Annotated in this window: 19 protein-coding genes and 1 tRNA gene; 12 read left to right on the top strand and 8 right to left on the bottom strand. The window is 71.1% G+C overall.

Features of this window, described 5'->3' with window-relative positions; all coding sequences use genetic code 11:
* Positions 1-6: 6 nt before the first annotated feature.
* Positions 7-2,895 (bottom strand): helix-turn-helix transcriptional regulator, encoded by a 2,889-nt coding sequence (locus ACFVHK_RS10215; protein ID WP_376928716.1) that lies wholly within the window; start codon positions 2,893-2,895, stop codon positions 7-9.
* Positions 2,896-2,990: 95 nt separating this feature from the next.
* Here ACFVHK_RS10215 and ACFVHK_RS10220 point away from each other — a divergent pair, with 95 nt between their 5' ends.
* The 5 genes from ACFVHK_RS10220 to dinB all read left to right on the top strand — a co-directional run bounded on the left by ACFVHK_RS10220 (position 2,991) and on the right by dinB (position 9,362).
* Entirely contained in the window at positions 2,991-4,331 is a 1,341-nt protein-coding gene (locus ACFVHK_RS10220; protein ID WP_376928717.1) for a M20/M25/M40 family metallo-hydrolase, read from the top strand.
* Positions 4,332-4,403: 72 nt separating this feature from the next.
* Complete coding sequence (locus tag ACFVHK_RS10225; protein ID WP_376928718.1) at positions 4,404-5,849, top strand: MFS transporter; 1,446 nt, start codon at positions 4,404-4,406, stop codon at positions 5,847-5,849.
* Between the two features lie 83 nt (positions 5,850-5,932).
* On the top strand, positions 5,933-7,195 hold the full coding sequence (locus tag ACFVHK_RS10230; protein ID WP_376928719.1) for a Fic family protein: 1,263 nt from the start codon (positions 5,933-5,935) through the stop codon (positions 7,193-7,195).
* Between the two features lie 132 nt (positions 7,196-7,327).
* Positions 7,328-7,816 (top strand): hypothetical protein, encoded by a 489-nt coding sequence (locus ACFVHK_RS10235; protein WP_376928720.1) that lies wholly within the window; start codon positions 7,328-7,330, stop codon positions 7,814-7,816.
* Positions 7,817-8,165: 349 nt separating this feature from the next.
* Positions 8,166-9,362, top strand: a complete 1,197-nt coding sequence (dinB, locus tag ACFVHK_RS10240; RefSeq protein WP_376928881.1) for a DNA polymerase IV — start codon at positions 8,166-8,168, stop codon at positions 9,360-9,362.
* 40 nt (positions 9,363-9,402) lie between these two features.
* On the opposite strand, the gene ACFVHK_RS10245 is transcribed toward dinB, so the two are convergent.
* The 6 genes from ACFVHK_RS10245 to urtA form a co-directional block, all read right to left on the bottom strand.
* Positions 9,403-10,635: an aminopeptidase gene (locus ACFVHK_RS10245; protein ID WP_376928721.1), complete on the bottom strand. Its 1,233-nt coding sequence runs from the start codon at positions 10,633-10,635 to the stop codon at positions 9,403-9,405.
* A gap of 110 nt (positions 10,636-10,745) precedes the next feature.
* Positions 10,746-11,432: an ATP-binding cassette domain-containing protein gene (locus ACFVHK_RS10250; RefSeq protein WP_376928722.1), complete on the bottom strand. Its 687-nt coding sequence runs from the start codon at positions 11,430-11,432 to the stop codon at positions 10,746-10,748.
* On the bottom strand, positions 11,432-12,214 hold the full coding sequence (gene urtD, locus ACFVHK_RS10255) for an urea ABC transporter ATP-binding protein UrtD (RefSeq protein ID WP_376928723.1): 783 nt from the start codon (positions 12,212-12,214) through the stop codon (positions 11,432-11,434). Before urtD ends, ACFVHK_RS10250 begins: the two co-directional genes overlap by 1 nt.
* The gene (gene urtC / locus ACFVHK_RS10260) at positions 12,211-13,302 is read right to left on the bottom strand and encodes an urea ABC transporter permease subunit UrtC (RefSeq protein WP_376928724.1); all 1,092 of its coding nucleotides are present in this window, start codon (positions 13,300-13,302) and stop codon (positions 12,211-12,213) included. Before urtC ends, urtD begins: the two co-directional genes overlap by 4 nt.
* A complete protein-coding gene (urtB, locus tag ACFVHK_RS10265; protein ID WP_324613024.1) occupies positions 13,299-14,183 on the bottom strand; it encodes an urea ABC transporter permease subunit UrtB in 885 nt (294 codons plus the stop codon). The genes urtC and urtB overlap by 4 nt, the downstream gene beginning before the upstream one ends.
* A 102-nt stretch (positions 14,184-14,285) precedes the next feature.
* Positions 14,286-15,554, bottom strand: a complete 1,269-nt coding sequence (gene urtA / locus ACFVHK_RS10270; protein WP_324613023.1) for an urea ABC transporter substrate-binding protein — start codon at positions 15,552-15,554, stop codon at positions 14,286-14,288.
* 491 nt (positions 15,555-16,045) lie between these two features.
* Here urtA and ACFVHK_RS10275 point away from each other — a divergent pair, with 491 nt between their 5' ends.
* The 7 genes from ACFVHK_RS10275 (at position 16,046) to ACFVHK_RS10305 (ending at position 21,765) form a co-directional block, all read left to right on the top strand.
* Entirely contained in the window at positions 16,046-16,348 is a 303-nt protein-coding gene (locus tag ACFVHK_RS10275) for an urease subunit gamma (RefSeq protein ID WP_376928725.1), read from the top strand.
* Positions 16,349-16,357: 9 nt separating this feature from the next.
* On the top strand, positions 16,358-16,708 hold the full coding sequence (ureB, locus tag ACFVHK_RS10280; RefSeq protein ID WP_324613022.1) for an urease subunit beta: 351 nt from the start codon (positions 16,358-16,360) through the stop codon (positions 16,706-16,708).
* Complete coding sequence (locus ACFVHK_RS10285; RefSeq protein WP_376928726.1) at positions 16,695-18,398, top strand: urease subunit alpha; 1,704 nt, start codon at positions 16,695-16,697, stop codon at positions 18,396-18,398. The genes ureB and ACFVHK_RS10285 overlap by 14 nt, the downstream gene beginning before the upstream one ends.
* Positions 18,398-19,063: an urease accessory protein UreF gene (locus tag ACFVHK_RS10290; protein ID WP_376928727.1), complete on the top strand. Its 666-nt coding sequence runs from the start codon at positions 18,398-18,400 to the stop codon at positions 19,061-19,063. The genes ACFVHK_RS10285 and ACFVHK_RS10290 overlap by 1 nt, the downstream gene beginning before the upstream one ends.
* Positions 19,056-19,847 (top strand): urease accessory protein UreG, encoded by a 792-nt coding sequence (gene ureG, locus ACFVHK_RS10295; protein ID WP_376928728.1) that lies wholly within the window; start codon positions 19,056-19,058, stop codon positions 19,845-19,847. The genes ACFVHK_RS10290 and ureG overlap by 8 nt, the downstream gene beginning before the upstream one ends.
* On the top strand, positions 19,844-20,629 hold the full coding sequence (locus ACFVHK_RS10300) for an urease accessory protein UreD (protein WP_376928729.1): 786 nt from the start codon (positions 19,844-19,846) through the stop codon (positions 20,627-20,629). The genes ureG and ACFVHK_RS10300 overlap by 4 nt, the downstream gene beginning before the upstream one ends.
* A gap of 113 nt (positions 20,630-20,742) precedes the next feature.
* A complete protein-coding gene (locus ACFVHK_RS10305; RefSeq protein WP_376928882.1) occupies positions 20,743-21,765 on the top strand; it encodes a HoxN/HupN/NixA family nickel/cobalt transporter in 1,023 nt (340 codons plus the stop codon).
* 258 nt (positions 21,766-22,023) lie between these two features.
* On the opposite strand, the gene ACFVHK_RS10310 is transcribed toward ACFVHK_RS10305, so the two are convergent.
* A tRNA-Ile gene (locus tag ACFVHK_RS10310) sits at positions 22,024-22,097 on the bottom strand.
* Between the last annotated feature and the right edge of the window lie 8 nt (positions 22,098-22,105).

Here is a 22,105-nt window from a genome sequence, read left to right on the forward strand (position 1 = left end):
CCTCGTTCAGCCGGCTTCCGATGCGCGTGCGATGCCCTGCGACCGCGCGATCGCCGCGGCCTCGGTGCGGCTCGCGGCGCCGAGCTTCCGCAGGATCGCCGACACGTGCACCGACACGGTCTTCGTGCTGATGAACAGCCGCTCGCCGATCTGCCGGTTGGAGAGGCCGTCAGCGACGAGCTCGAGCACCTGTCGCTCGCGGGCGGTCAGCTCGTCGCCGCCGCCCGATCGTTCCCCGCCGAGCCGCCCGCGTGCGGCGACCTCGTGGGCCATCCTGGTGACGAGGTGCGCGCCGATGCCGGCCGCCGACGCGCGCGCCGCGTCGAGGCTCCGCTCGGCCGCCGTGCGGTCCCCGGCCTCGAGCTCGGCGATCGCGCGCTGGACGAGGGCGTATCCGGCGAGATGGCGCCATCCGGAGCCCGACTCGAACAGTTGGGCGGCACGACCGAACCGCGCGATGCGCTCCTCGAGGTCGACGGCGATCTCGGCCCCGCACAGCTCGCTCCACACCGCACCGGGCTCCCACGCCTCGAACTCCGCGATCGCCGACCGGATCTCCTCCTCCGTCCGCGAGGGTTCGTGTCCTCGGCGCGACATGGCACGATGCGCACGCGCCGCGAAAGCGAGCAGGCGCATGCGGTCGGTCGGCCGCTCGGTGCGGCCGTCCCACAGCAGCGGCTCCACGGCGGCCCACGCGCGCTCGGGCTCGTCGAGCGCGAGGTGCAGCTCGCACTGGTCCCTCACCCAGCCGAACTCGATCTGGCGGTCGACCCGGGCGAGGTCCTCGTGCCGCTCCCGGATCTGGTCGACGAAGTCGCGCGCGTCATCGATCGCGTCGGACCAGATCAAGGGCACGAGCTTCAGGTCCTCGAGGCCGAGGCGGAACACGAGCGGCGTCTCGTATCGCAGGGCCCGATCGACCAGGGTCCGCGCGCGATCCCAGTCGCCGAGCGCGATGAGCGGCTCGATCGCGTTGGTCGCGAGGATGGCTCCGACGTTCCCCTCCTCGCCGCGACGACGTGCCTCGTCGAGCGCCTCCTGTGCGACCTCGAGCGCGTCGCGGTACCGGCCCAGCTTGATCAAGGTGTCCGATCGGTTGATGGCGAGGCGGACTCGGGCGTCCCAGTCGTCTCCGGCGTACTCGCGCGCCCGTTCGAACAGTTCGAGCGAGCGTTCGACGTCCTCCGGCCCGGCGTCGTCGAGGTCGGCCATGGTCGTCGCCGCGATGTTGGCGGCGATCGAGGCGGCGCGCCGTCCGCCCTCGCCGGCCGCGAGCCCGTCCGCGACGGCGAGCATGCCCTGGTCGACGGCCTCCCGAAGGTCACCCGCGAGCATGCGGCGTGCGGCCAACTCCGAACGCAGGCGCGCCCTGACCGCGAGGGCGCGGGGGTCCGTCCGCTCGGCGACCAGCTCGAGGCCCTCGAGGAGCACGTCGGCCGCACCCGGCATCCCCATCAGGCCCATGCCGAGGGCCTTCTCGAACAGGAGGTCCGCGAGCTCGACGGGGTCGTCCGGGTGCGCCAGCGAGATCTGGAGGTCGGCCAGCGCAACCGAGCGCTCCATGTCGCCCGCGCGACGATGCGCTCGCGCGGTCCGGCCCGCCATCCCGGCGCGGTCGACGCCCGCGCGGTCCTCGGGTCGGTCGACGAGTTCCCACAGGTCGAGGCACCGCTCCCCCATGGCGGCCGCCGTCGTGAGCGCGTAGCTCGCCGACGCCTCCTCCATCGCCGCGACCGCCGCATCGAACGCCTCCGGGAAGCGGCGCGCGGCGAGCCAGTGCGTCGACACCTCGACCGAGAGTCCGGGCCGAGCGGGGCCGTCCGAGAGCACGCGGGCGTAGGTGGCGTGATGCCTGGCCCGCTCGCCGGGCAGCAGCTCCGCCTCGACCACCTCGCGCACCAGTGCGTGGCGGAACGCGTAGCCGGACTCGTCGGCGACGACGAGGCCCACCTCGACGGCCTCGCGCATGGCGGCGTCCAGGTCGATCGGGTCACCGCCGTACACCTCCTCGAGCAGGTCGTGCTCGGCACGTGCACCGCCGACCGCCATGAGTCGCAGGACGGCGCGCGTGGGGCCGGAGGCGCGCTCGTAGCGCGCGGCGAGCAGGTCGCTCAGCCGTCGCGGGAGCGCACCGTCCGTGCCCGCCCCGAGCAGTTCCTCGACGAAGAACGGCACGCCGCCGCTGCGTTCGAAGAGCTCCTCGGAATCCGATGCGGCCGCCGACGTCGCGACCATCCGCGACACCTCGTCGCGGGACAGTCGCGGCAGCTCGAGCTCCGAGACCGAGCGGAGCCGCTCGAGCTCGGCGAGGTCCTCCCTGAGTCGATGGCGTCGTGGCAGTTCCGCCGTTCGTGCGGTCATGACGAGCATCACCCTGCCGTCGTGGAGCATGCGCGCGAAGTACCGCAGCAACTGCATGGTCGGTGCATCCGCCCAGTGCACGTCCTCGACGACGACCACGACGGGTTCGAGGTCCGAGACGCGCTCGACCATCCGGGTGAACTCGTCGTGCAGCCGCCCGACGCGCAGGTCCGCCTCCGGCGCACCCCCGCCGATCTCCGAGGGGAGCAGCGGCGCGAGCGTGTCGAGCGCTGCGCCGGCGGCGGTGCGCACGGCGTCCGCTCCGGCGAGGTCGACGATCGAGCGCATCACCGCGCGGATCGGGATGAACGGCGCCCCGTCGTCACCGAGCTCGACGCACTGACCGCGCGCCACCAGCGCGTCGCCGTCGACGACGCGGAGGAACTCCTCGACCAGTCGCGTCTTGCCGATGCCTGCCTCGCCGCCGATCACGACGACGGATGGATCGCCGTCGCGGGAGCGCACGTACGCCGCTCGGAGCGCGTGCATCTCGGGCTCGCGTCCGATCATGGCTGCCGTGGGGACGCCACTCATCGGAGTCATTGTCCCACCGGGCGCCGCGATCCGTCCGTGCCCCGCGCGGGGGTGATCGGTCGGCCGGCCGCGGTCGGCGGCCTAGTGTGGGACGCATGTCCCACTCCCCCGCGGTCCGCCCCGGCGCCCCCGAGCGACTTGCGCGCATGATCAGGCTCGAGACGGTCTCCGCCGAACTCGACCAGCGCGGCATCGCCGACTTCGATCGCTTCCGCGACCTGCTGGCCGAGCTGTACCCGCTCGTCCACGAGCACCTCTCGTTCGAGCGCGTGACCGACCTCGGCCTGCTCTACCGATGGCGCGGTCGGGGCGACGGCGACTCCGTCGTGCTGATGGCGCACTTCGATGTCGTCCCGGCGGACGCGGACGACGGATGGACGTTCCCACCCTTCGACGGGCGCATCCACGACGGGTCGGTGTGGGGTCGGGGCAGCCTCGACGACAAGGGCCCGCTGCTGGTCGTGCTCGAGGCCGTCGAGAACCTGCTCGCGGAGGGCTTCGTCCCGGCTCGCGACGTGTACCTCTCGTTCGGCGGCAACGAGGAATCGTACGGCGACGCCGCGGTCGCCGCAGCCGCACTGCTCGAGCGGCGCGGCGTCATCCCCTGGCTCGTGCTCGACGAGGGCGGTGCCGTCGTCGATGCGCCGCTGCCATTCCTGAAGGTGCCGGCGGCGATGGTCGGCGTCGGCGAGAAGGGCGTGATGACCGTCCGGCTCCGCGCACGCGGGGAGGGCGGCCATGCCTCGGCGCCGCCGCGGCTCACGGCGGCTGCGCGCGTCGCCCGCGCGGTCGCGAGGCTCGACCCCAACCCGTTCCCCAAGCGGATGCCGCCGTCGATGCGCGCCATGCTCGCGAGCTTCACGCCCCACGCGCGCGGCGGTGCGCGGCTGCTGCTCCGCGTGCTCACCGCACTCCCCTGGCTCACGGCCCGTGTCTTCGGGCGTCTCGGCGGCGAACCCGCCGCGCTCGTCCACACGACGGTCGCCCCGACCATGCTCGACGGCGGCAGCGCGGCGAACGTGCTGCCGGCGCGCGCCTCGGCCACCGTCAACCTGCGCGTCGCCATCGGCGAGGACGTCGACTCGGTCGTGCGGCGACTGCGGCGCGCCATCCGCGACCGCGACGTGGAGATCGAGGTCGTCGAGGGCTACGCCCCGTCGCCCGAGTCGCCGACCGGTGGACCGCAGTTCGCCGCGATCGCCGACGCGGTCGCCGCCTCCTACCCCGAGGCGATCACCGCGCCCTACCTGATGATGGCCGCGACGGATTCGCGCCACTTCCATCGCTACGCGCCCGCGGTCTACCGGTTCGCGCCGCTCGCCATGAGCGCGGCGCAGCGCGCGTCCGTCCACGGCGTCGACGAGCACGTCAGCATCGACAGCCTCGAACGCGGCGAGCGGTTCCACCGGGCGCTCATCCGTTCGTTGCCGGAATGAGACATCCGACCCACTAGGGTGAATCCACCCCGGGACCACCACCCTGCACCCGCACGACCCGAAGGACCCGCCATGACGCGCGCTGCGAAGCTCGGACCCGTCGCCGCGATCGTCGGCTTCCTCGCCTTCGTGGAGTTCACGAGCGGCATCATCCAGGGCTACTACACGCCCCTGCTCACCGACATCGCCCGGCACCTCGGGGTCCACGACGCCGACGTGAACTGGCTCGAGGGGTCGCAGCTCATGCTCTCGGCCCTCGTCGTGCCCGCGTTCGCCAAGCTCGGCGACATGGTCGGCCACAAGCGGATGCTGGTGTGGTCGACGGCGATCACGGCGGTCGCCTCCACGGCGCTCGCCTTCACCGACCAGTTCTGGGTGTTCCTCGTCGCGTGGGCGCTGCAGGGGTTCTACGTGGTCTGGCTCCCGCTGGAGATCGCGCTCGTCTGGTCGCGAAGCCGCTCGGCCGATCGTCCGGCGGCCATGACGCGTCGGGCGGCCGGACTCCTCGTCGCCGCCCTCGAGCTCGGCGCCATCGCCGGGGCGCTCTCGGCGGGCGCGCTCGCCGAAGCCCTCCCGATGCGGGTGCTCCTGCTCGTGCCCGCCGTCGCCGTGATCGCATGCTTCTTCGTGATCCTGTTCGGCGTGAAGGAGTCGCCCGACCTCACGGGCGGCACGCTCGACACCGGCGGGCTCGTGCTCATCTCGCTCGCGCTCATCGCGCTCACGGGCGGTCTCAGCTTCATGCGCCTGAACGGCCCGGGCGACCTGCTCTCGTGGTCGCTCGTCGCGCTCGGCCTGCTCCTCGTCGTGCCATTCGTGCGCTTCGAGCTGCGGCATCCCGACCCGCTCATCGACGTGCGCATGTTCCGCTCGCCGGCCCTCTGGCCGGTCTTCCTCACCGCAGGCCTGTTCGGCGTCAGCGTGCTCGGCGCGCAGGCGCCCCTCTCGACGTTCGCGAGGACGGATGCCGCGACGTACGGGTACGGCCTCGGCGCGACGAGCTTCCAGACCTCGCTGCTGATCGGCTCGTACGTGCTCTCGCTCGTGGTCGGCGCCATGCTGTTCCCGTTCGTCACCCGCTGGGTGTCGCCTCGCGTGGCGCTCATCGGGGCGAGCTCGCTCGTGTCCCTCGGCTACCTGCTCTTCCTGCCGTTCCATGACGCCTACTGGCAGGCGCTGACGAACATGATCATCGCCGGCATCGGCTCGGGAGCGCTCGTCGCAGCGTTGCCGGCCGCCGCCGCGGCCGCGGCTCCCACGCAGCAGACCGGCGTCGCCACTGGGCTCACCAACTCGGTGAAGACCGTCGGCGGGGCGATCGCCTCCTGCGTGTTCGGCATCGCGCTCCTCGGCGCGGCCGGCGAGGCGGCGACCGGCACCGCCGGCAGCTTCGCCGGGTACGTGACCGTCTGGCTCGTGTGCGGCCTCACCGCGGCGGCGGCAGCGGTGGTGCTCGCCTTCGTGCCGAAGCTCGCGTTCTCGGACGCGCCGGAGGTGGAGGCGGCCGCGGTCCGCTGAGGCAGCTCCGCGGCATCCTTCGACCGCAGGTGGATCTCACTGTTACTTACACATAGCGAGTTATATGTAGGTAAACTTCACCCATGGCTTCAGATGAGGGTGAGATGCCGGATGTCGCGAGCCTCCGGATCGCGATCCCCCCGACCGCCGCCGAGCCGCGCGAGTGGCGGCCCCGGAATCCGGCGGGCTTCTCCAACGCCGAGGTCCGCCGCCAGACGGGTCCGTACCTCTCCGCGCGGACGGCGAGCATCGCCGGGTGGTCGCCTCGACTCTCGGGCATCGACACGGCCGACATCGAGGAGGCTGCCCTGGCGCTCGCAGACTTCGACCGGTACGCCCTCATCCGCCTCGGAGCGGAGCATCCCGCACTCGGACCGATGTCGGCGATCCTGCTCCGCACCGAGAGCGCCTCGAGCAGCCAGATCGAGCAGCTGACCGCCTCGGCCCGCCAGCTCGCTCTCGCCGAGATCGAGGAGGGCGATCGCGCGAACGCCGCCACCGTGATCGGCAACGTTCGCGCGATGGAGGCGGCGATCGCGCTGTCCGAGCATCTCGACGCCGACAGCATCCTGGCGATGCATCGCGAGCTCCTCCGCCGTCAGGTCGGGCTCGAAGACCAGGCCGGCACATTCCGGACCGAACTCGTCTGGATCGGTGGTCGCGACAACGCCGGACCGCGCGGTGCGGACTACATCGCGCCGCAACCGGACCGGATCCCGGAAGCGATCGACGACCTGGTGGCCTTCGCCAGCCGCGTCGACCTGCCCGCGCTCCTGCAGATCGCCGTCGCGCACGCTCAGTTCGAGTCCATCCACCCGTTCGTCGACGGCAACGGCCGCACCGGCCGCGCGCTCGCCCAGGCGATGCTCCGCAACAAGGGACTCGCCACCCATACCACCGTGCCGCTCTCAGCAGGCCTGCTCGTCGACGTGGGCCGGTACTTCGACGCGCTGCGGGCGTTCCGCGACGGCGACGCCGGTCCGATCGCGCACAGCTTCGCCGACGCCTCCCGCTATGCGGCGACCTCCGGCCGCGCCCTGGTCGACGCCCTCGCCGACCAGCTCGAGGCCTCCCGGCAGAAGCTCGCCGGCGTCAGGTCGGTCTCGAAGGCGTGGGCGCTCCTCCCTCGCCTGATCGCCCAGCCGATCGTCAACAGCCGGTACCTCACGCGTGAGCTCGGCTTCAACGACGTCACCGCCAAGCGCACGATCGAGACCCTCGTCGAACGCGGCATCCTCGTCGAGCGTTCCGGACGGGCGCGCAATCGGGTCTGGCAGCACACCGGCATCCTCGACGTACTCGACGACTACGCCGCGGAGATCCGCCGCTCGACGCGGCATCGCTGAGCGGCATGGCGCGGCCGCGCCGTCTCGCGGTCGCGGCGACGTTCGCTCCGCGTCGGCCGAGACCTGGGTGCCCTCGCACGCGAAGGCCGTTCGGCCCTGAACGCGACGCGGGCGTCCGGGATGCTGGGGGGCATGACTGCGGACCCGCCCGAGACCCGGCGCCGGACGCCACGACGGCGTGAGCCGCTCAGCCCCGCCGCGCGGCGGTTCGGCTACGCGGTCGCGGCGTTCGTCAACCTGCTGCTGCTCTTCCTGGGCAACGTCTGGCCGGGATGGCAGGTCCTGCCCTTCCTCACCGCCGAGACCCTGGACGTGCTGCCGTGGATCAACGCGTCGCTCGCGGCCGGGGTCGTCGTCAACGTCGTCAACCTCGTCTTCGATCGGGCCTGGCTCAAGGCACTCGGCGACCTCGTGACGACCAGCGTCGGCCTCGTCGCGACGATCCAGCTCTGGGCGGTGTTCCCGTTCGACTTCGGCACCTCGACCTTCCCGTGGGAGATCGTCGTGCGCACGCTGCTCATCCTGGCCATCGTGGGTTCCGCGATCGGCATCATCGCGGCGGTCGTCGCGTTCGTGCGCGCCCTGATCCGAGGGGCGGATGCCGCGGCTCGCCCGTCCTGAACGCAGTCGACCCTGCGCGGGATCTCCCGTCCCGACCATACGACCGGCGCCGACGGGTCAGTCAGCCTGGCTCAGTCCTCCTGGATCTCACGCAGCGCGCGCGAGCGCTCCTCGGCGAGCGAGCCGACCACGCCGTTGCGCTTGGCTTCGGTGATCCACTTCCCCGCCGTCTGCGCGTCGGAACCGTCGCGTTCGTGCGCGCGGTCATACCCGGGCAGGACGCCCCAGCTCGGCCCCGCAGGACTGGATCCTCCGTGTCGCCCACTGAAGGGATCCCGCGGAAACGGGGCCTCCGGTGTCCGCGGTGCGTGCGACGATCCGCGTGACGGGCGATCGGCGGGAGGTCGGGATGCGGGGCGAGGCGACCGTGCTGCACGCCGACCTCGACGCGTTCTACGCGTCCGTCGAACAGCGTGACGCGCCCGAGCTGCGCGGGCGACCCGTCATCGTCGGCGGCGGGGTCGTGCTGGCGGCGAGCTACGAGGCGAAGGCCTACGGCGTGCGGACCGCGATGGGCGGCCGCCAGGCGCGCGACCTGTGCCCCGGTGCTGTCGTGGTCCCACCGCGGATGGAGGCCTACTCGACGGCCAGTCGTGCCGTGTTCGCGATCTTCCGCGATACGACCCCGTTCGTCGAGGGGCTCTCGATCGACGAGGCGTTCCTGGAGGTCGGAGGGCTCCGGCGCATCGCGGGCACGCCCGAGCAGATCGCGGTGCGACTGCGTGAGCGGGTCCGTGCCGAAGTCGGTCTGGCGATCTCCGTCGGGATCGCACGGACGAAGTTCCTCGCCAAGGTCGCCAGTGCCGTCAGCAAGCCCGACGGGCTGCTCGTGGTCGAGCCCGACCGGGAGCAGGCGTTCCTGCTCCCACTGCCGGTGGAGCGGCTGTGGGGCGTCGGCGCGGTCACCGCCGAGAAGCTGCACCGGCTCGGCATCCGCACCGTGGGACAACTGGCTGAACTCGAGGCCGTGGCCGCAGAGCAGCTGCTGGGGAAGGCGGTCGGCGCGCACCTGCACGCGTTGGCCAGGCTCCGCGACCCACGTCCCGTCGACACCACTCGCCGCCGCGCTTCGATCGGCTCGCAACGGGCGCTCGGCAGTCGCCCGCGCCCGGCCGAGGAACTGGAGCTCATCCTCACCCAGATCGTCGATCGACTCGCGCGACGCCTGCGCGACGGCGATCGGGTGTGCAGGACGGTCGTGCTGCGGCTTCGCTTCGGCGACTTCACCAGGGCCACGCGATCGCACTCCATCCACCCCGCGACCGACCGCACCGCCGTGCTGCTGGCCGTCGCACGCGACCTCCTCGGCGGGGCGAAGGCCGAGATCGCCGAACGCGGCATCACCCTGATCGGCGTCTCGCTGTCGCAGTTGGCACGCGCCGACAGCCTCCAACCCGAGCTCCCGATCGACTGGGAGGACGGGGCCCGCCTCGACACGGTGCTCGACGCGGTCCGCGATCGCTTCGGCGCGGCATCCGTCGCCCGCGCCGCTCACCTCGGTCGCGATCCGGGCTGGTCACCGCCGATGCTCCCCGAACACGAGTGAGTCGTGTCGACTCGTCGGGATGCCTCGATCCGTCACCGCCTCAGACGCTGAACCCCCACTCGCCGGAGGCGATGATCGGCTCCTCGCTGCCGTCGTCGAGCACGCCGAAGACGCTCAGTTCGGGGGAACCGAGCACGAAGTCGACGTGCACCGAGCTGCGGTTGAGGCCGACCCCGAGCCGCTCGTCGGGGCTCAGGGCGTCTGCGCCGTCGTAGCAGGACGCGTACGACTGTCCGAGGGCGATGTGGCACGCGTCGTTCTCGTCGTAGAGGATGTTCTTCCACACCAGGCGCTCGGCGGCCACCGCGCCCGACTGCGGCACCATCGCGGCCTCGCCGAAGCGCACGGCTCCCTCGTCGCTGCCGAGGATCGCCCGCAGCGTCGCCTCGCCGACGCCGGCATGCGAACCGACGACCTTCCCCTCCGAGAGTTCGAACGAGAAGTCCTCGATGAGGTCGCCGAAGTAGCTCAGCGGCTTCGTCGCGCGGACCGTGCCCTCCGCCCTCATCCGATGCGGGGAGGTGAACACCTCCTCGGTCGGCAGGTTGGGTGCGAAACGCTTCCCGGCGGGGGTCGTCATGCCGCCGCCGCCCCAGCGGGCGCGATCCGTCATGCCGAGCACGAGGTCGGTCCCGGGGCCCTCGTAGCGCAGCCGGCGGTAGTCGCGTGAGTCGAGGTGCGCGGCCCTCGCCTCCAGGTCCGCGATGTGCGCGCGCCAGCCGGCGACCGGATCCGGCGTGTCGATGCGGGTGGCGCGGAGGATCGCCTGCCACAGGCGCTCCTCCGCCTCCTCGGCGTCATCGTCGGGGAACACGCTCGACACCCACGCGGGGATGGGCACCCCGACGACCGTCCAGGGCACGTGCCCGATGCCCATCGCCTCCATCTGGGGTCGGATGTACTCCATCTCGCGTCGGTTCTGCTGCTGTACGAGAGCCTGGTCGACCCCGGCGAACTTGGCCGGGTCGGCCGCGTGGATGCGCAGGAACGAGGCGCCGGCCTCGAAGTCGGCGAGGCGGAACAGGGCGCTCCCCGGCAGCGCGCCGGCGGCCTCGGCCGAGCCGTGGGTGAACCGCGACCGGTCGACCGCATCGTCGAACCAGAGCACGTCGGCTGAGATCGCCCCTGCGTCGTAGGCCGCGTCGACCACCATCCGCGCGAACTCGGGTCGCACGACGGGCGCCGCGATGAGCACCCGCTCGCCGGGTTCCACCCCCAGCCCCACCTCGATCGCAACGCGCGCGTAGTCCCTCAGCTGCTCTTGGCTCGGCATCGTGGCCTCCCGGTCAGTGCCTCCACCGTGGCACACGGGGCGAGATCGCACGACCCCCGGTCGCCGCGCGCTGAGCGCGCGGCGACGCCGCTCCGGCCTCAGACGACGGGTCAGATCGCCATCGCCGCCCGCACCGAGCCCATCGCGGCCGCGCCGCCGGTCCCCTCCTGCGCCACCCGTCCCGACGCCAGCACGACGTAGTGCTCCGCCGCCTCCAGCGCGAAGCCGATGTGCTGCTCGACCAGCAGCACGCTGAGTCCGCCCTCGGCGAGCCCGATGATCGTCTGCTCGATCTCGGCCACGATGGTCGGCTGGATGCCCTCGGTCGGTTCGTCCAGGATGAGGAGCTTCGGCTCGGTGATCAGCGCCCGGGCGATCGCCAGCTGCTGTCGCTGGCCGCCCGACAGCAACCCGGCCTTCCGCGTGGCGAACTGCGCGAGTGCCGGGAACCGCTCGAGCATCTCGGCGATCTTCGACCTGCCGTTGCGCCTGCCGTCGGCGACGAGCTGGAGGTTCTCCAGCGTGGTCAGCTGCTCGAACGACTGCTGCCCCTGCGCCACGTAGGCCATGCCGCGTTGCACACGGCGGTTGGGTGCGAGGTGCGTGACGTCCTCGCCGTCGAAGCGCACGGTGCCGCGGGTGGGTCGGATGAGACCGATCGTGGCGCGCAGCAACGTGGTCTTGCCTGCGCCGTTGTGGCCGAGCACGGCGACGATGTTCGCGGAGCCGGGGATGGAGACCCCGTGCAACACCTTCGTTCCGCCGTAGCCGGCGTCGATGTCGACGATCTCGAGCATCAGTCCACCTCCTCTGCTCCGGGTGCCAGTGCACCGCTGAGTGCCCCCGCGGTGCCGAGGTACACCTCCTGCACGCGGGGATCGGCCTGGATCTCCGCGACCGATCCCTCGCTCAGCACGCGTCCCTGGTGCAGCACGGTCACCCTGGTCGCGAAGCTCCGCATGAAGTCCATGTCGTGCTCGACGACGACCACGACGCGATTCGCGGCGACCCGCCCGAGCAGTTCCCCGGTGGCGGTGCGCTCGTCCTGGCTCATCCCCGCGACGGGCTCGTCGAGCAGCAGCACCTTCGCGTCCTGTACCAGCAGCATCCCGATCTCCAGCCACTGCTTCTGGCCGTGCGAGAGCATGCCCGCCGGCAGGTCGCGCACGGTGCCCAGTCCGGTCTCCTCCAGGGCCCGCTCCACGGAGGCGTCGACGCCGCGCCGTGCACGCAGCAGCGTCAGCGGGGAACGCCGCAGGCCGGCCGCGATGTCGAGGTTCTGCAGCACCGAGAGCTGCGCGAACACGCTGGCGGTCTGGAACGTGCGACCGACGCCGAGCCGCACGATCTTCTGGGCGGGCGAGCCGAGCAGTTCCTTGTCGCCGAACCTCGCCGTTCCGGTGCCCTTCGAGAGCCCGGTGATGGCGTCGATGCACGTCGTCTTCCCTGCGCCGTTCGGGCCGATGAGGAACCGGACCTCGCCGGGATGCGCATCGAACGAGACGTCGTGGACCGCCACGAACGCGCCGAACTGCACGTGCAGGTCGCTCACGACGAGCGAGGCGCCGGGAACGCTCACTTCACCACCTCCTGGAGTTCGGGTGTCGCGGGACCGGGCTCGTCGCTCGAGCGCCGGATCAGGCCCTTCGCGCGGTCGAACAACGAGGACAACCCCATGGGAAGGAAGAGGATGACGAAGATGAAGATCAGGCCGAGGATGTAGATCCACCCCTCGGGCCAGCTGGAGCCGAGGCTCGACTGACCCCATCCGATCGCCATGGCCCCCAGTGCCGGGCCGAAGAGCGAGGCTCGTCCGCCCAGCGCCACACCCGCGATCATGAGGATCGAGGCGGAGGCGCCGATCTCCTGCGGCGTGATGATGCCGACGATCGGCACGAACATCGCGCCGCCGATGCTGGCCATCACGGCGGCGACCACGAAGGCGAAGAGCTTGATGTTGGCCGGGTCGTACCCGAGGAACCTGACGCGCTCCTCGGCGTCCCGCGTTGCGACCAGCAACTCGCCGAACCGGCTGCGGTTGAACTGCCAGACTGCGAGGAGGCAGACGACGAGCAGCGCCGCGGCGATCAGGTAGACCATGAGCTTGTTCGCCTCGTCGTTCAGCACGTAGCCGAAGAAGTACTTGAAGTTGCTGAGTCCGGTGTCGCCCCCGGTCTCGCGGATCGTCGAGCTGATCAGGACGGCGAGCGCCACGGCGAGGGCCTGCGTCAGGATCGCGAAGTACGCTCCCTTCACCCGGCGCTTGAAGAGCGCGTACCCGAGGATCGCCGAGACGATCACGGGGAGCAGCACGATGGCCACCAGCGTGAAGACCTCGCTCCGGAAGGGCTCCCAGAACGCCGGGAGCGGAGCGAGCGGGTCGTACAGGATCATGAACCCGGGAAGCGCGCCGGGTCCCGCGGTCTCCAGCGTGAGGTGCATGGCCATCGCATAGGCGCCGAGTCCGAAGAACACCCCCTGGCCCATGACCAGCATCCCGCCTCGACCCCACGCCAGGCCGATCCCGACGGCCGCGATCGCGAGGCAGCAGTACTTCCCGAGGTTGCTGATCCAGTGCTCGGAGAGCACGGCGGGAGCGACGACCAGCAGCAGCACGGCGAACACGCCGATGCCGATGAGCGGGAGCCTCGTCGTGAACTTCGTCATGCCAACCCCCTGGTGCGGACGGTGAACAGGCCTTGCGGGCGGATCTGCAGGAAGATCACCACGAGGACGAATGCGAGCACCTGCGCCAGGCTCCCGCTCGTCCAGTAGGCGAAGAACGTCATCGCGATGCCGACCGCGAGCGCGGCGATGACCGTGCCCGCGATCTGGCCGATGCCGCCGGCGACGACGACGAGGAATGCCGGGATGATGTACTGCACGCCCATCTGGGAGTTCGTGCCCCCGATCAGCGATGCGGCCACGCCGGCGACCCCGGCCAGGCCGGAGCCGACGAAGAAGGTGATCCGGTCCACGGAGCGGGTGGCGACGCCGCTGGTCTCCGCGAGGTCCCGGTTCTGGACGGTCGCGCGGATCCGTCGACCGAAGGACGAGTACTTGAGCCAGGCGGCCAACGCGGCCACGCAGGCCGCGGCGAGGACGATGGTGAAGACCTGGCGGAGCGGCCACTCGTAGCCGAGGACGTCGATCTGCCCGTCCAGCCACGACGGCTTCTCCACGGGGACGCCCTGTGCGGGGAAGATCTGCAGCGCGGCCTGCTGGAGGATCAGGGCCACGCCGACCGTGGCCAGGAGCGTGTCGAGGGGCCTGCGATACATCCACTGGATGATGGTGACCTCGAGCAGGAGCCCGAGGAACCCCGCGACGACGAACGCGAGCGGCAGTGCCAGCGGGATCGAGAGGTCGCTGGAGGGGATGACCTGCTGCGTCACGTAGGCGACGAAGGCGCCGGCCATGATGAACTCGCCGTGCGCCATGTTGATCACCCCCATCTGGCCGAAGGTGAGGGTGAGGCCGAGCGCTGCCAGCAGCAGCAATGCGCCGAGAGCCGTCCCGTTGAGCAGTGGCGGGAGGAGTTCGTCCACGTACGGCAACTTCCTGTGTGGGGTGAGCGACGGAGATGCTGATCGGAGTGCGCGGGGTTCCGTGCCGTTCGCGGCACGGAACCCCGCGGGGAGTCGGGACGATCAGCCCGCGGAAGCCACCAGCGCGTCGCGGACGTCGGCGGGGAACCAGTCGTAGCCGTCGAGGAACGGGTCGGGCTCGATGAACCCGTCCGACTCCCAGACGATGTCGAACTGGTTGTCCGCGTTGATCCTGCCGATGTGACCCGGCTTCGAGATGTGGTGGTTGTCGCCGTTCAGGGTCACGGTCCCCTCCGGCGCGTCGAAGGTGATGCCGCCCTCCGCAGCGGCGGCGTTGACCGCGTCGACCTCGAACGAGCCGGCCTTCTCCACGAGGGCCTTGTAGAGGTACAGCGAGATGTATGCGGCTTCCATCGGGTCGGACGTCACGCCGCTGCTGCCGGGGTAGGCCTTCCAGTCCTCGATGAACTTCGGGTTGTCGGGGGTGTCGAGCGACTGGAAGTAGTTCCACGAGGCGTAGTTGCCCGTGACCTCGTGCCCCATGGCCGGCGCCTCCTCCTCGGCGATCGAGACCGAGATGATCGGAGTGGTCTCTGGGGTGAGACCCGCGTCGTAGTAGGCCTTGATGAAGCCGACGTTCGACGAGCCGTTGATCGTGTTGAAGACGAAGTCCGGCTTCGCCGCGGCGATCTTCGCCACCTGGGTGGTCCAGTCGTCCTTGTCGAGGGGCACGTACTCCTCTCCGACGATCTCGATCCCGAGCTCGGCCGCGTAGAGCTTGATGATCGCGTTCGCGGTCCGGGGGAACACGTAATCGGACCCGGCCAGGAAGAGCGTCTTCACCCCCTCGGCGGCGAGGAAGTCCATCGCCGGGATGATCTGCTGGTTGGTCGTGGCGCCCGTGTAGTAGATGTTCGGGGATGCCTCGAGTCCCTCGTACTGCACCGGATAGAAGAAGAGCCCGTTGAGCTCCTCGACGACCGGCTTCACGGCCTTGCGGGACGACGAGGTCCAGCCGCCGAAGATCGCGGCGACGCAGTCCTGGGTGAGCAGCTTCTCGGTCTTCTCGGCGAAGGTCGGCCAGTCGGTCGCCCCGTCCTCCTGGATGTACTCGATCTGCTTGCCGAGGATGCCGCCGTCGGCGTTGATCTCATCCGCGGCCATGTGCAGCACGTTGGAGACGGTCTTCTCGGAGATCGCCATGCCGCCGGTGAGCGAGTTGAGGAAGCCGAGCTTGATGGTGTCGCCCGAGGTGTCGATGCAGCTGCTCCCTGCAGCTGCCGCGGTCGCATCGTCGGCGCGGCTCCCGCAACCGGAGAGCACGAGTGCCGCGGTCGCGGCGATCGCGCCGGTGGCCAGGAGCGTTTTCACGCGCCGTCTGCTGGTGTTGAGCATGGAGGGCTCCATTCGATGACTGTGGGTGCGAGGGAACCGACGGGGCACGCACGACGCCGAACATCGACGAGTGGACGACCGCCATCGGGTGCTACTCATGGTGCTGTCACGCTGCGTTCATGGTGCTACCCGAGCAGACGCCGGCGTCCCGGACGATCGACCCAGATCTTCATGGCGACGGATCACCGTCGCGCGCTGGAGATGGTCTCACCATGGAGGCGCGGCGTTCCATCGCGATTTCCCGAACATGACGTCGTTGTAAACAGTCCTTCCGCACGGACCGGCCCGTCCCCCTGCGAAGTCCAAGGAACGACGGGCGTTCGGCCGCGCCCGCGACCCCTCCGGACCGAGACCCACGGTGCTGGAACCGGCGGGGCTGGTCTACGTTATGGACAACCCGCACGCGCGCCCGGTCGCCGCGAGGGCGCCGACGACAGGGCACGACGAGCGAGGAACGAAGGGATGTCATGCATTTCACACCCGCTGAGACCGAGAAGCTCATGCTCGCCGTGGCGGGGATGATCGCGCGTGATCGCCTCGACCGCGGCATCGCGCTGAACCATCCCGAGACGGTCGCCCTCCTCTCCTGCTGGGTGATCGAGGGAGCGCGGGAGGGCCGGAGCGTCGCCGAACTGATGGACGCCGGCCGACGGGTGCTCACTCGTGAGCAGGTCATGGCGGGCGTCCCCGAGATGATCACCGACGTCCAGGTCGAGGCGACGTTCCCCGACGGGCGCAAGCTCGTCACCCTCCACCACCCCATCGACTGAAGGAGTCCCGTGGCCTCCACCGCGAACGCCGGTCCCGGCGCGTACCGAATCCGGCCGGGCGAGATCGAGCTCAACGCCGACCGGAGTCCGGACGAGCGCATCAGGCTCGTCATCGTCAACACCGGCGACCGGCCGGTGCAGATCGGCTCCCACCTGCATCTTCCCGACGCCAACGCCGCGCTCGAGTTCGACCGCGCGCTCGCCCGCGGCTTCCGGCTCGACATCCCGTCAGGCACGTCGCAGCGGTTCGAGCCCGGCGCCTCCCGCGAACTCGATGCCGTCGCGTTCCGCGGTCGGCGCCGGATCCCGGGGATCCAGATCAAGACCGATGCCGAGGGGGCACTCGATGGTGAGGATTAGTCGCGAGCGCTACGCCGCGATCTACGGGCCGACGGCGGGCGACCAGGTGCGGCTCGGCGACACGGACCTGTACATCGAGATCGAGCAGGATCTCACCGTCGGCGGCGAGGAGGCGATCTTCGGCGGCGGCAAGTCGATCCGCGAGTCCATGGCGCAGGGAGTGACCACGCGGGCCGAGGGCGCCCTCGACACCGTGATCACGAACGCGATCATCCTCGACTGGTGGGGCATCGTGCGAGGTGACATCGGCATCCGCGACGGACGCATCGTCGGCATCGGCCATGCGGGCAATCCGGATGTCAGCGACGGCATCTCGGAGGGCATGGCGATCGGTCCGTCGACCGACGTCATCTCCGGCGAGGGCCGCATCGTCACGGCCGGCGCGATCGACTCCCACGTCCACCTCCTGTCGCCCTCGCAGCTGCACGAGGCCCTCGCCACCGGCATCACCACCATCGTCGGCGGCGGCACCGGTCCGTCGGAGGGGTCGAAGGCGACGACGGTCACGCCGGGCGCCTGGCACCTCGGGCAGATGCACCGGGCGTTGGACGCCGTCCCGATGAACCTGCTCCTGCTCGGCAAGGGCAACACGGTCTCCGCCGAGGCGCTGCGCGAGCAGGCGATAGGGGGCGCAGCGGGGTACAAGGTCCACGAGGACTGGGGCTCGACCCCCGCCGCCATCGATGCGGCGCTCCGCGGTGCCGACGAGTGGGGGCTGCAGGTGGCGCTGCACTCCGACTCGCTGAACGAGGCGGGCTTCGTCGAGTCGACGATCGCCGCGATCGCCGGCCGGTCGATCCACGCCTTCCACGTCGAGGGTGCGGGCGGCGGTCACGCGCCCGACATCCTCACGCTGGCGAGTCACCCCAACGTCATCCCGGGCTCGACGAACCCCACGCTCCCCCACACGGTGAACACGGTCGCCGAGCATCTCGACATGCTCATGGTCTGCCACCACCTCAATCCGGCCGTGCCCGAGGACCTCGCGTTCGCGGAGTCCCGGATCCGCGCCACCACGATCGCCGCGGAGGACATCCTGCACGACCTCGGCGCGCTCTCGATCACGTCGTCGGACGCGCAGGCGATGGGTCGCATCGGCGAGGTGATCACGCGGACCTGGCAGGTCGCGCACGTGATGAAGCATCGTCGCGGTCCGCTCGGCGGCGGGATGCCGGCCGACAACGAGCGTGCCAAGCGCTACGTGGCGAAGTACACGATCAACCCGGCGGTCGCGCATGGGATCGCCTACGACGTCGGCTCGATCGAGGTCGGCCGCATGGCGGACCTGGCGATCTGGGAGCCGAAGTTCTTCGGCGTCCGGCCCGCCGTCGTGGTCAAGGGCGGCACCATCGCCTGGGCGAGCCTGGGCGATCCGAACGCGTCCATCCCCACGCCGCAGCCGGTGCTCCAACGGCCGGCGTTCGGCGAGGCGATCGGCGCCGACCTCTCGGTGAGCTACGTCTCGCCCGCTGCCCTCGACGCCGGCCTCGCCGACGAGCTGGGGCTGCGCCGACGCCTCGCGGCGGTCGAGCCCACGCGCGGGATCGGCAAGGCGCAGATGCGGAACAACGACGCGCTGCCCGCGATCCGCATCCGTCCCGACACGTTCGAGATCTCGATCGACGGCGACGACGTCGGGCCCGATCCCGCCGCGTCGCTCCCCCTGGCCCAGCTGTACAACCTCTTCTGATGCAGCCAGCACCGCAGACGATCACGCTCCTCCTCGCGGATGCGCGCCTCCCCAGCGGCGGGCATGCGCAGTCGTCCGGGGTGGAGCCGGCGCTCCTGGCGGGGATGCCGGTCGCGGACGTGCCGGCGTTCCTGCGCGCCAGGGCGAGGACGACGGGCCTGGTGGATGCCGGCACCGCGGTGGTCGCGCGGCACTCGGCCCTCGACTGCCTGCCGGTCGCGCCGATCGAGCGGGCCTGGGCCGCACGCACGCCGAGCCGTGCGATCCGGGATGCCTCCGAGGACCTCGGTCGCGGCCTGCTCCGCCTCGCCGGGCGGATCTGGCCCGACGTGCGCTCCTCGCTCGCCGGTCTCGACCACTCCCCGCCGAGGCCGCTCGTGCTCGGTGCGATCGCCGCCCACGCGGGGATGGACGCCGAGAGCCTGGTCCGCCTGACCGTCTACGACGACTTGGCCTGCGCGGTGGCGGCCCTGCTCAAGCTCGAACCCGGCGATCCCGCGGACGGGGTCGCGATGGTGCTCGAGGCCTGCTCGTCGATCGAGCCGCACGTGGCCGCGGTCTCGACGATCACCGCCACCCACCAGATCCCCGCGGCGAGTGCGCCGTACGCCGAGGCGTGGGCGGAAGCCCATGCCGTGACCACCAGGAGGCTCTTCCGTGCCTGACATCACCCCCGCCGACCGCGCCCTTCGACTCGGCGTCGCCGGCCCCGTGGGGACCGGCAAGTCCTCGCTCATCGCGACCGTGTGCCGCTCCCTGGCCGACGACCTCCGACTGGGCGTCATCACCAATGACATCTACACCGACGAGGATGCACGATTCCTCCGCTCGGCAGGAGTGCTCGAGCCGGAGCGCATCCGCGCGGTCGAGACCGGCGCATGCCCGCACACCGCGATCCGCGACGACATCACCGCGAACCTGCTCGCCGCCGAGGACCTCGAGCGCGACTTCGCTCCCCTCGACGTCGTGCTCATCGAGTCCGGAGGCGACAACCTGACGGCCACGTTCTCGCCGGCACTCGTCGATGCGCAGATCTTCGTGCTCGACGTCGCCGGCGGCGGCGACGTCGCCCGCAAGGGCGGCCCGGGCATCGGCCGAGCCGACCTGCTGGTGGTGAACAAGACCGACCTGGCACCCTACGTCGGCGTCGACGTGCCGCAGATGGTGGCCGACGCCTCGGAGGCGCGCGACGGTCGCGCGGTGCTCGCGCTGTCGCGCACGGATGCCGCGTCCGTCGCCGCGCTTCGAACCTGGGTGCTCGGCGTCCTCGAGAGCCACCGACGCGGTACGCACGTGCCGCAGGACCCGGGTCCCATGGCACCGCACTTCCACGCCGATGAGGAGCACCCAGGGGGCGGCTTCGTGCACACCCACGGCGCGGCGAGCGAGCACGAGCACGAGTCGAGTTCGGCGGACGAGGTCCACGTCCACTCGCCCGCTCGGAAATGACGACCACCCGGATCGCGGTACGGGCCGGTGATCCCCGGGCGCACGTCGACCTGGTCGTCGGCTCGCTGGCGCCGCGACTCGTCAGCCGGACCTCGAACTCGGCCCATGTCGCCGTCTCCGCCGCCGGCATGCTTCTCCTGGGCGGCGACGTCGTGCACGTCGAAGTGGACGTCGGGCCCGACAGCACGCTCGAACTCGAGGACGTCGGCGGCACGGTCGCCTACCCCGCCACGGGCGCGGCATCCCGGTGGACGCTGGATGCGGGGGTCGGGTCTGGCGGAACGCTCCTCTGGCGCGCCCTCCCGCTGGTCGTCGCCGAGGGCGCGCGCGTCGAGCGCCGCACGGAACTCGGGCTCGACACGGGCGCGAGGGCCGTCATCCGCGAGACCATCGTGCTGGGACGACAGGGTGAGACGGGTGGGACCCTCACCTCGCAGGTCTCGATCACGGATGCCGACGGCCCGGTGCTCTTCGAGACACTCGAGGTCGACGGATCGGCGCCGGAGCCGGGCGTGCTCGGCCCGGCACGCGTCCTCGATGCGGTCGTCGCGGTCGGATTCCGGCCCGGGGCGGAGCCCGGCGCGATGCAGCTCGACCAGCCCGGAGCGGTGGCGCGGCATCTCGGCGACCAGACCCACGAGTCCCGCCTCGACGACGTCTGGGCGAGGTGGTCTACGGGAGCCAGGTCGATCGGCGGCGTCGCCGCGACCGCGGTCGCGCCTGCACCCGCGAGCGGGGGGTCTCCGCCCCGTGAGGTCGATCCGGCGAGGTCGATCGAATGACGCGTCTCACCACGGAACCGATCGCGCGCCCTCGGATCCCGCCGGGTCGGGACCGTGACGCCGTCGCGTCGAGGCATCCGCTTCGCCACCGGACCGGTCTCGCGCTCGCGGGGATGCTCGTGACGATCCTCGCCCTGCACCTCGCGGGGTTCGGCCTGCTCTTCGCCGGTGGCGAGGGAGGGACGGTCGCCGGCACGACGCTCGGCGTCGGAATGGGGGTCACCGCCTACGTGCTCGGCCTCCGGCACGCGTTCGACGCCGACCACATCGCGGCGATCGACAACACCACCCGGAAGCTGCTCGACGACGGCCGGAAGCCCGTGTCGGTGGGCTTCTGGTTCTCGTTGGGCCACTCGACGGTCGTGCTGGCGCTCGTGGTGCTCCTCGCGCTCGGGGTCGATGCGCTCGCCGGCTCGCTGCGCGACGACGACTCCGCGCTGCACAGGGTCACCGGCATCGTGGGAGCCACCGTGTCGGGCCTGTTCCTCTACGTCATCGCGGCGATCAACGTCGTCCTGCTGGCATCGACGTGGCGTACGCACCGGCAGGCGCGCTCCGGCGAGACGACGAGGCGGATGCCGACCGAGGGCGCGACCCGCGGTCCCCTGACCCGGCTCCTCTCACCCGTGATCACGGCGATCCGGGCGCCTTGGCAGATGTACCCAGTCGGCGTGCTCTTCGGCTTCGGATTCGACACCGCGACAGAGGTGGGCCTGCTCGTCCTGGCCGCGACCAGCACCGCATCCCATCTCGCGTGGTACTCGCTACTGGCCCTGCCGCTGCTCTTCGCCGCAGGCATGTCGCTCCTCGACACCGCCGATGGGGTGCTGATGCGATACGCGTACGGGTGGGCGCTCGCGGACGGTGCACGCAAGGTCCGCTACAACCTGGCCATCACCGCGATCTCCGTGGTCGTCGCCGTCGCCGTAGGAACCATCCAGATCGTCGCGTTGTTCGGCGACGAACTCGGCCTCGGCGGAGACCTGTGGCGGTCGGCCGCGGGCGTGGAGCTGAACGCGGTCGGATTCTGGATCGTCGGCGCCCTGGTCCTCATGTGGCTCGGCGCACTGCTCGTCTCGAGGCGCCGGCAGCGGATCTCGGGCTCCGCGCGGGGTGCCGCACGGCGGCCCCGCTGAGGCACGCGCACGGTCGACCAGCCGCGCCGGGGACGGGCCCGTTGGCGCGCATCTCGAGAAGGGCCACCTGCGCTTCGGGATCACGAAGTCGGCACTCGCAGCCCCGGTCGAATCCGTGAGCTGAACGTCGGGGTGATCGCGGCCGCGAGCGCTGGAGCCACGACCCGTCGGTCGGTCGGTGCGGCGGGTCCGTCTCGATCCGACGCGCTGACGGCACGGCCGACGGCGTTCGAGGGGGGCCTAGCCGAGCGCAAATCGTAGGGCGGACGGGACTTGAACCCGTGACCGATGGATTATGAGTCCACTGCTCTAACCGGCTGAGCTACCGCCCCGCGAGCCA

The sequence above is a fragment of the Agromyces binzhouensis genome (assembly GCF_042672355.1).
Taxonomy (GTDB): domain Bacteria; phylum Actinomycetota; class Actinomycetes; order Actinomycetales; family Microbacteriaceae; genus Agromyces; species Agromyces binzhouensis.

Coding starts and splice junctions, on each gene's coding strand:
- ACFVHK_RS10215 (WP_376928716.1), bottom strand. CDS start 2,895: ATGAGTGGCGTCCCCACGGCAGCCATGATCGGACGCGAGCCCGAGATG.
- ACFVHK_RS10220 (WP_376928717.1), top strand. CDS start 2,991: ATGTCCCACTCCCCCGCGGTCCGCCCCGGCGCCCCCGAGCGACTTGCG.
- ACFVHK_RS10225 (WP_376928718.1), top strand. CDS start 4,404: ATGACGCGCGCTGCGAAGCTCGGACCCGTCGCCGCGATCGTCGGCTTC.
- ACFVHK_RS10230 (WP_376928719.1), top strand. CDS start 5,933: ATGGCTTCAGATGAGGGTGAGATGCCGGATGTCGCGAGCCTCCGGATC.
- ACFVHK_RS10235 (WP_376928720.1), top strand. CDS start 7,328: ATGACTGCGGACCCGCCCGAGACCCGGCGCCGGACGCCACGACGGCGT.
- dinB (WP_376928881.1), top strand. CDS start 8,166: ATGCGGGGCGAGGCGACCGTGCTGCACGCCGACCTCGACGCGTTCTAC.
- ACFVHK_RS10245 (WP_376928721.1), bottom strand. CDS start 10,635: ATGCCGAGCCAAGAGCAGCTGAGGGACTACGCGCGCGTTGCGATCGAG.
- ACFVHK_RS10250 (WP_376928722.1), bottom strand. CDS start 11,432: ATGCTCGAGATCGTCGACATCGACGCCGGCTACGGCGGAACGAAGGTG.
- urtC (WP_376928724.1), bottom strand. CDS start 13,302: ATGACGAAGTTCACGACGAGGCTCCCGCTCATCGGCATCGGCGTGTTC.
- ACFVHK_RS10275 (WP_376928725.1), top strand. CDS start 16,046: ATGCATTTCACACCCGCTGAGACCGAGAAGCTCATGCTCGCCGTGGCG.
- ACFVHK_RS10285 (WP_376928726.1), top strand. CDS start 16,695: ATGGTGAGGATTAGTCGCGAGCGCTACGCCGCGATCTACGGGCCGACG.
- ACFVHK_RS10290 (WP_376928727.1), top strand. CDS start 18,398: ATGCAGCCAGCACCGCAGACGATCACGCTCCTCCTCGCGGATGCGCGC.
- ACFVHK_RS10300 (WP_376928729.1), top strand. CDS start 19,844: ATGACGACCACCCGGATCGCGGTACGGGCCGGTGATCCCCGGGCGCAC.
- ACFVHK_RS10305 (WP_376928882.1), top strand. CDS start 20,743: ATGCTCGTGACGATCCTCGCCCTGCACCTCGCGGGGTTCGGCCTGCTC.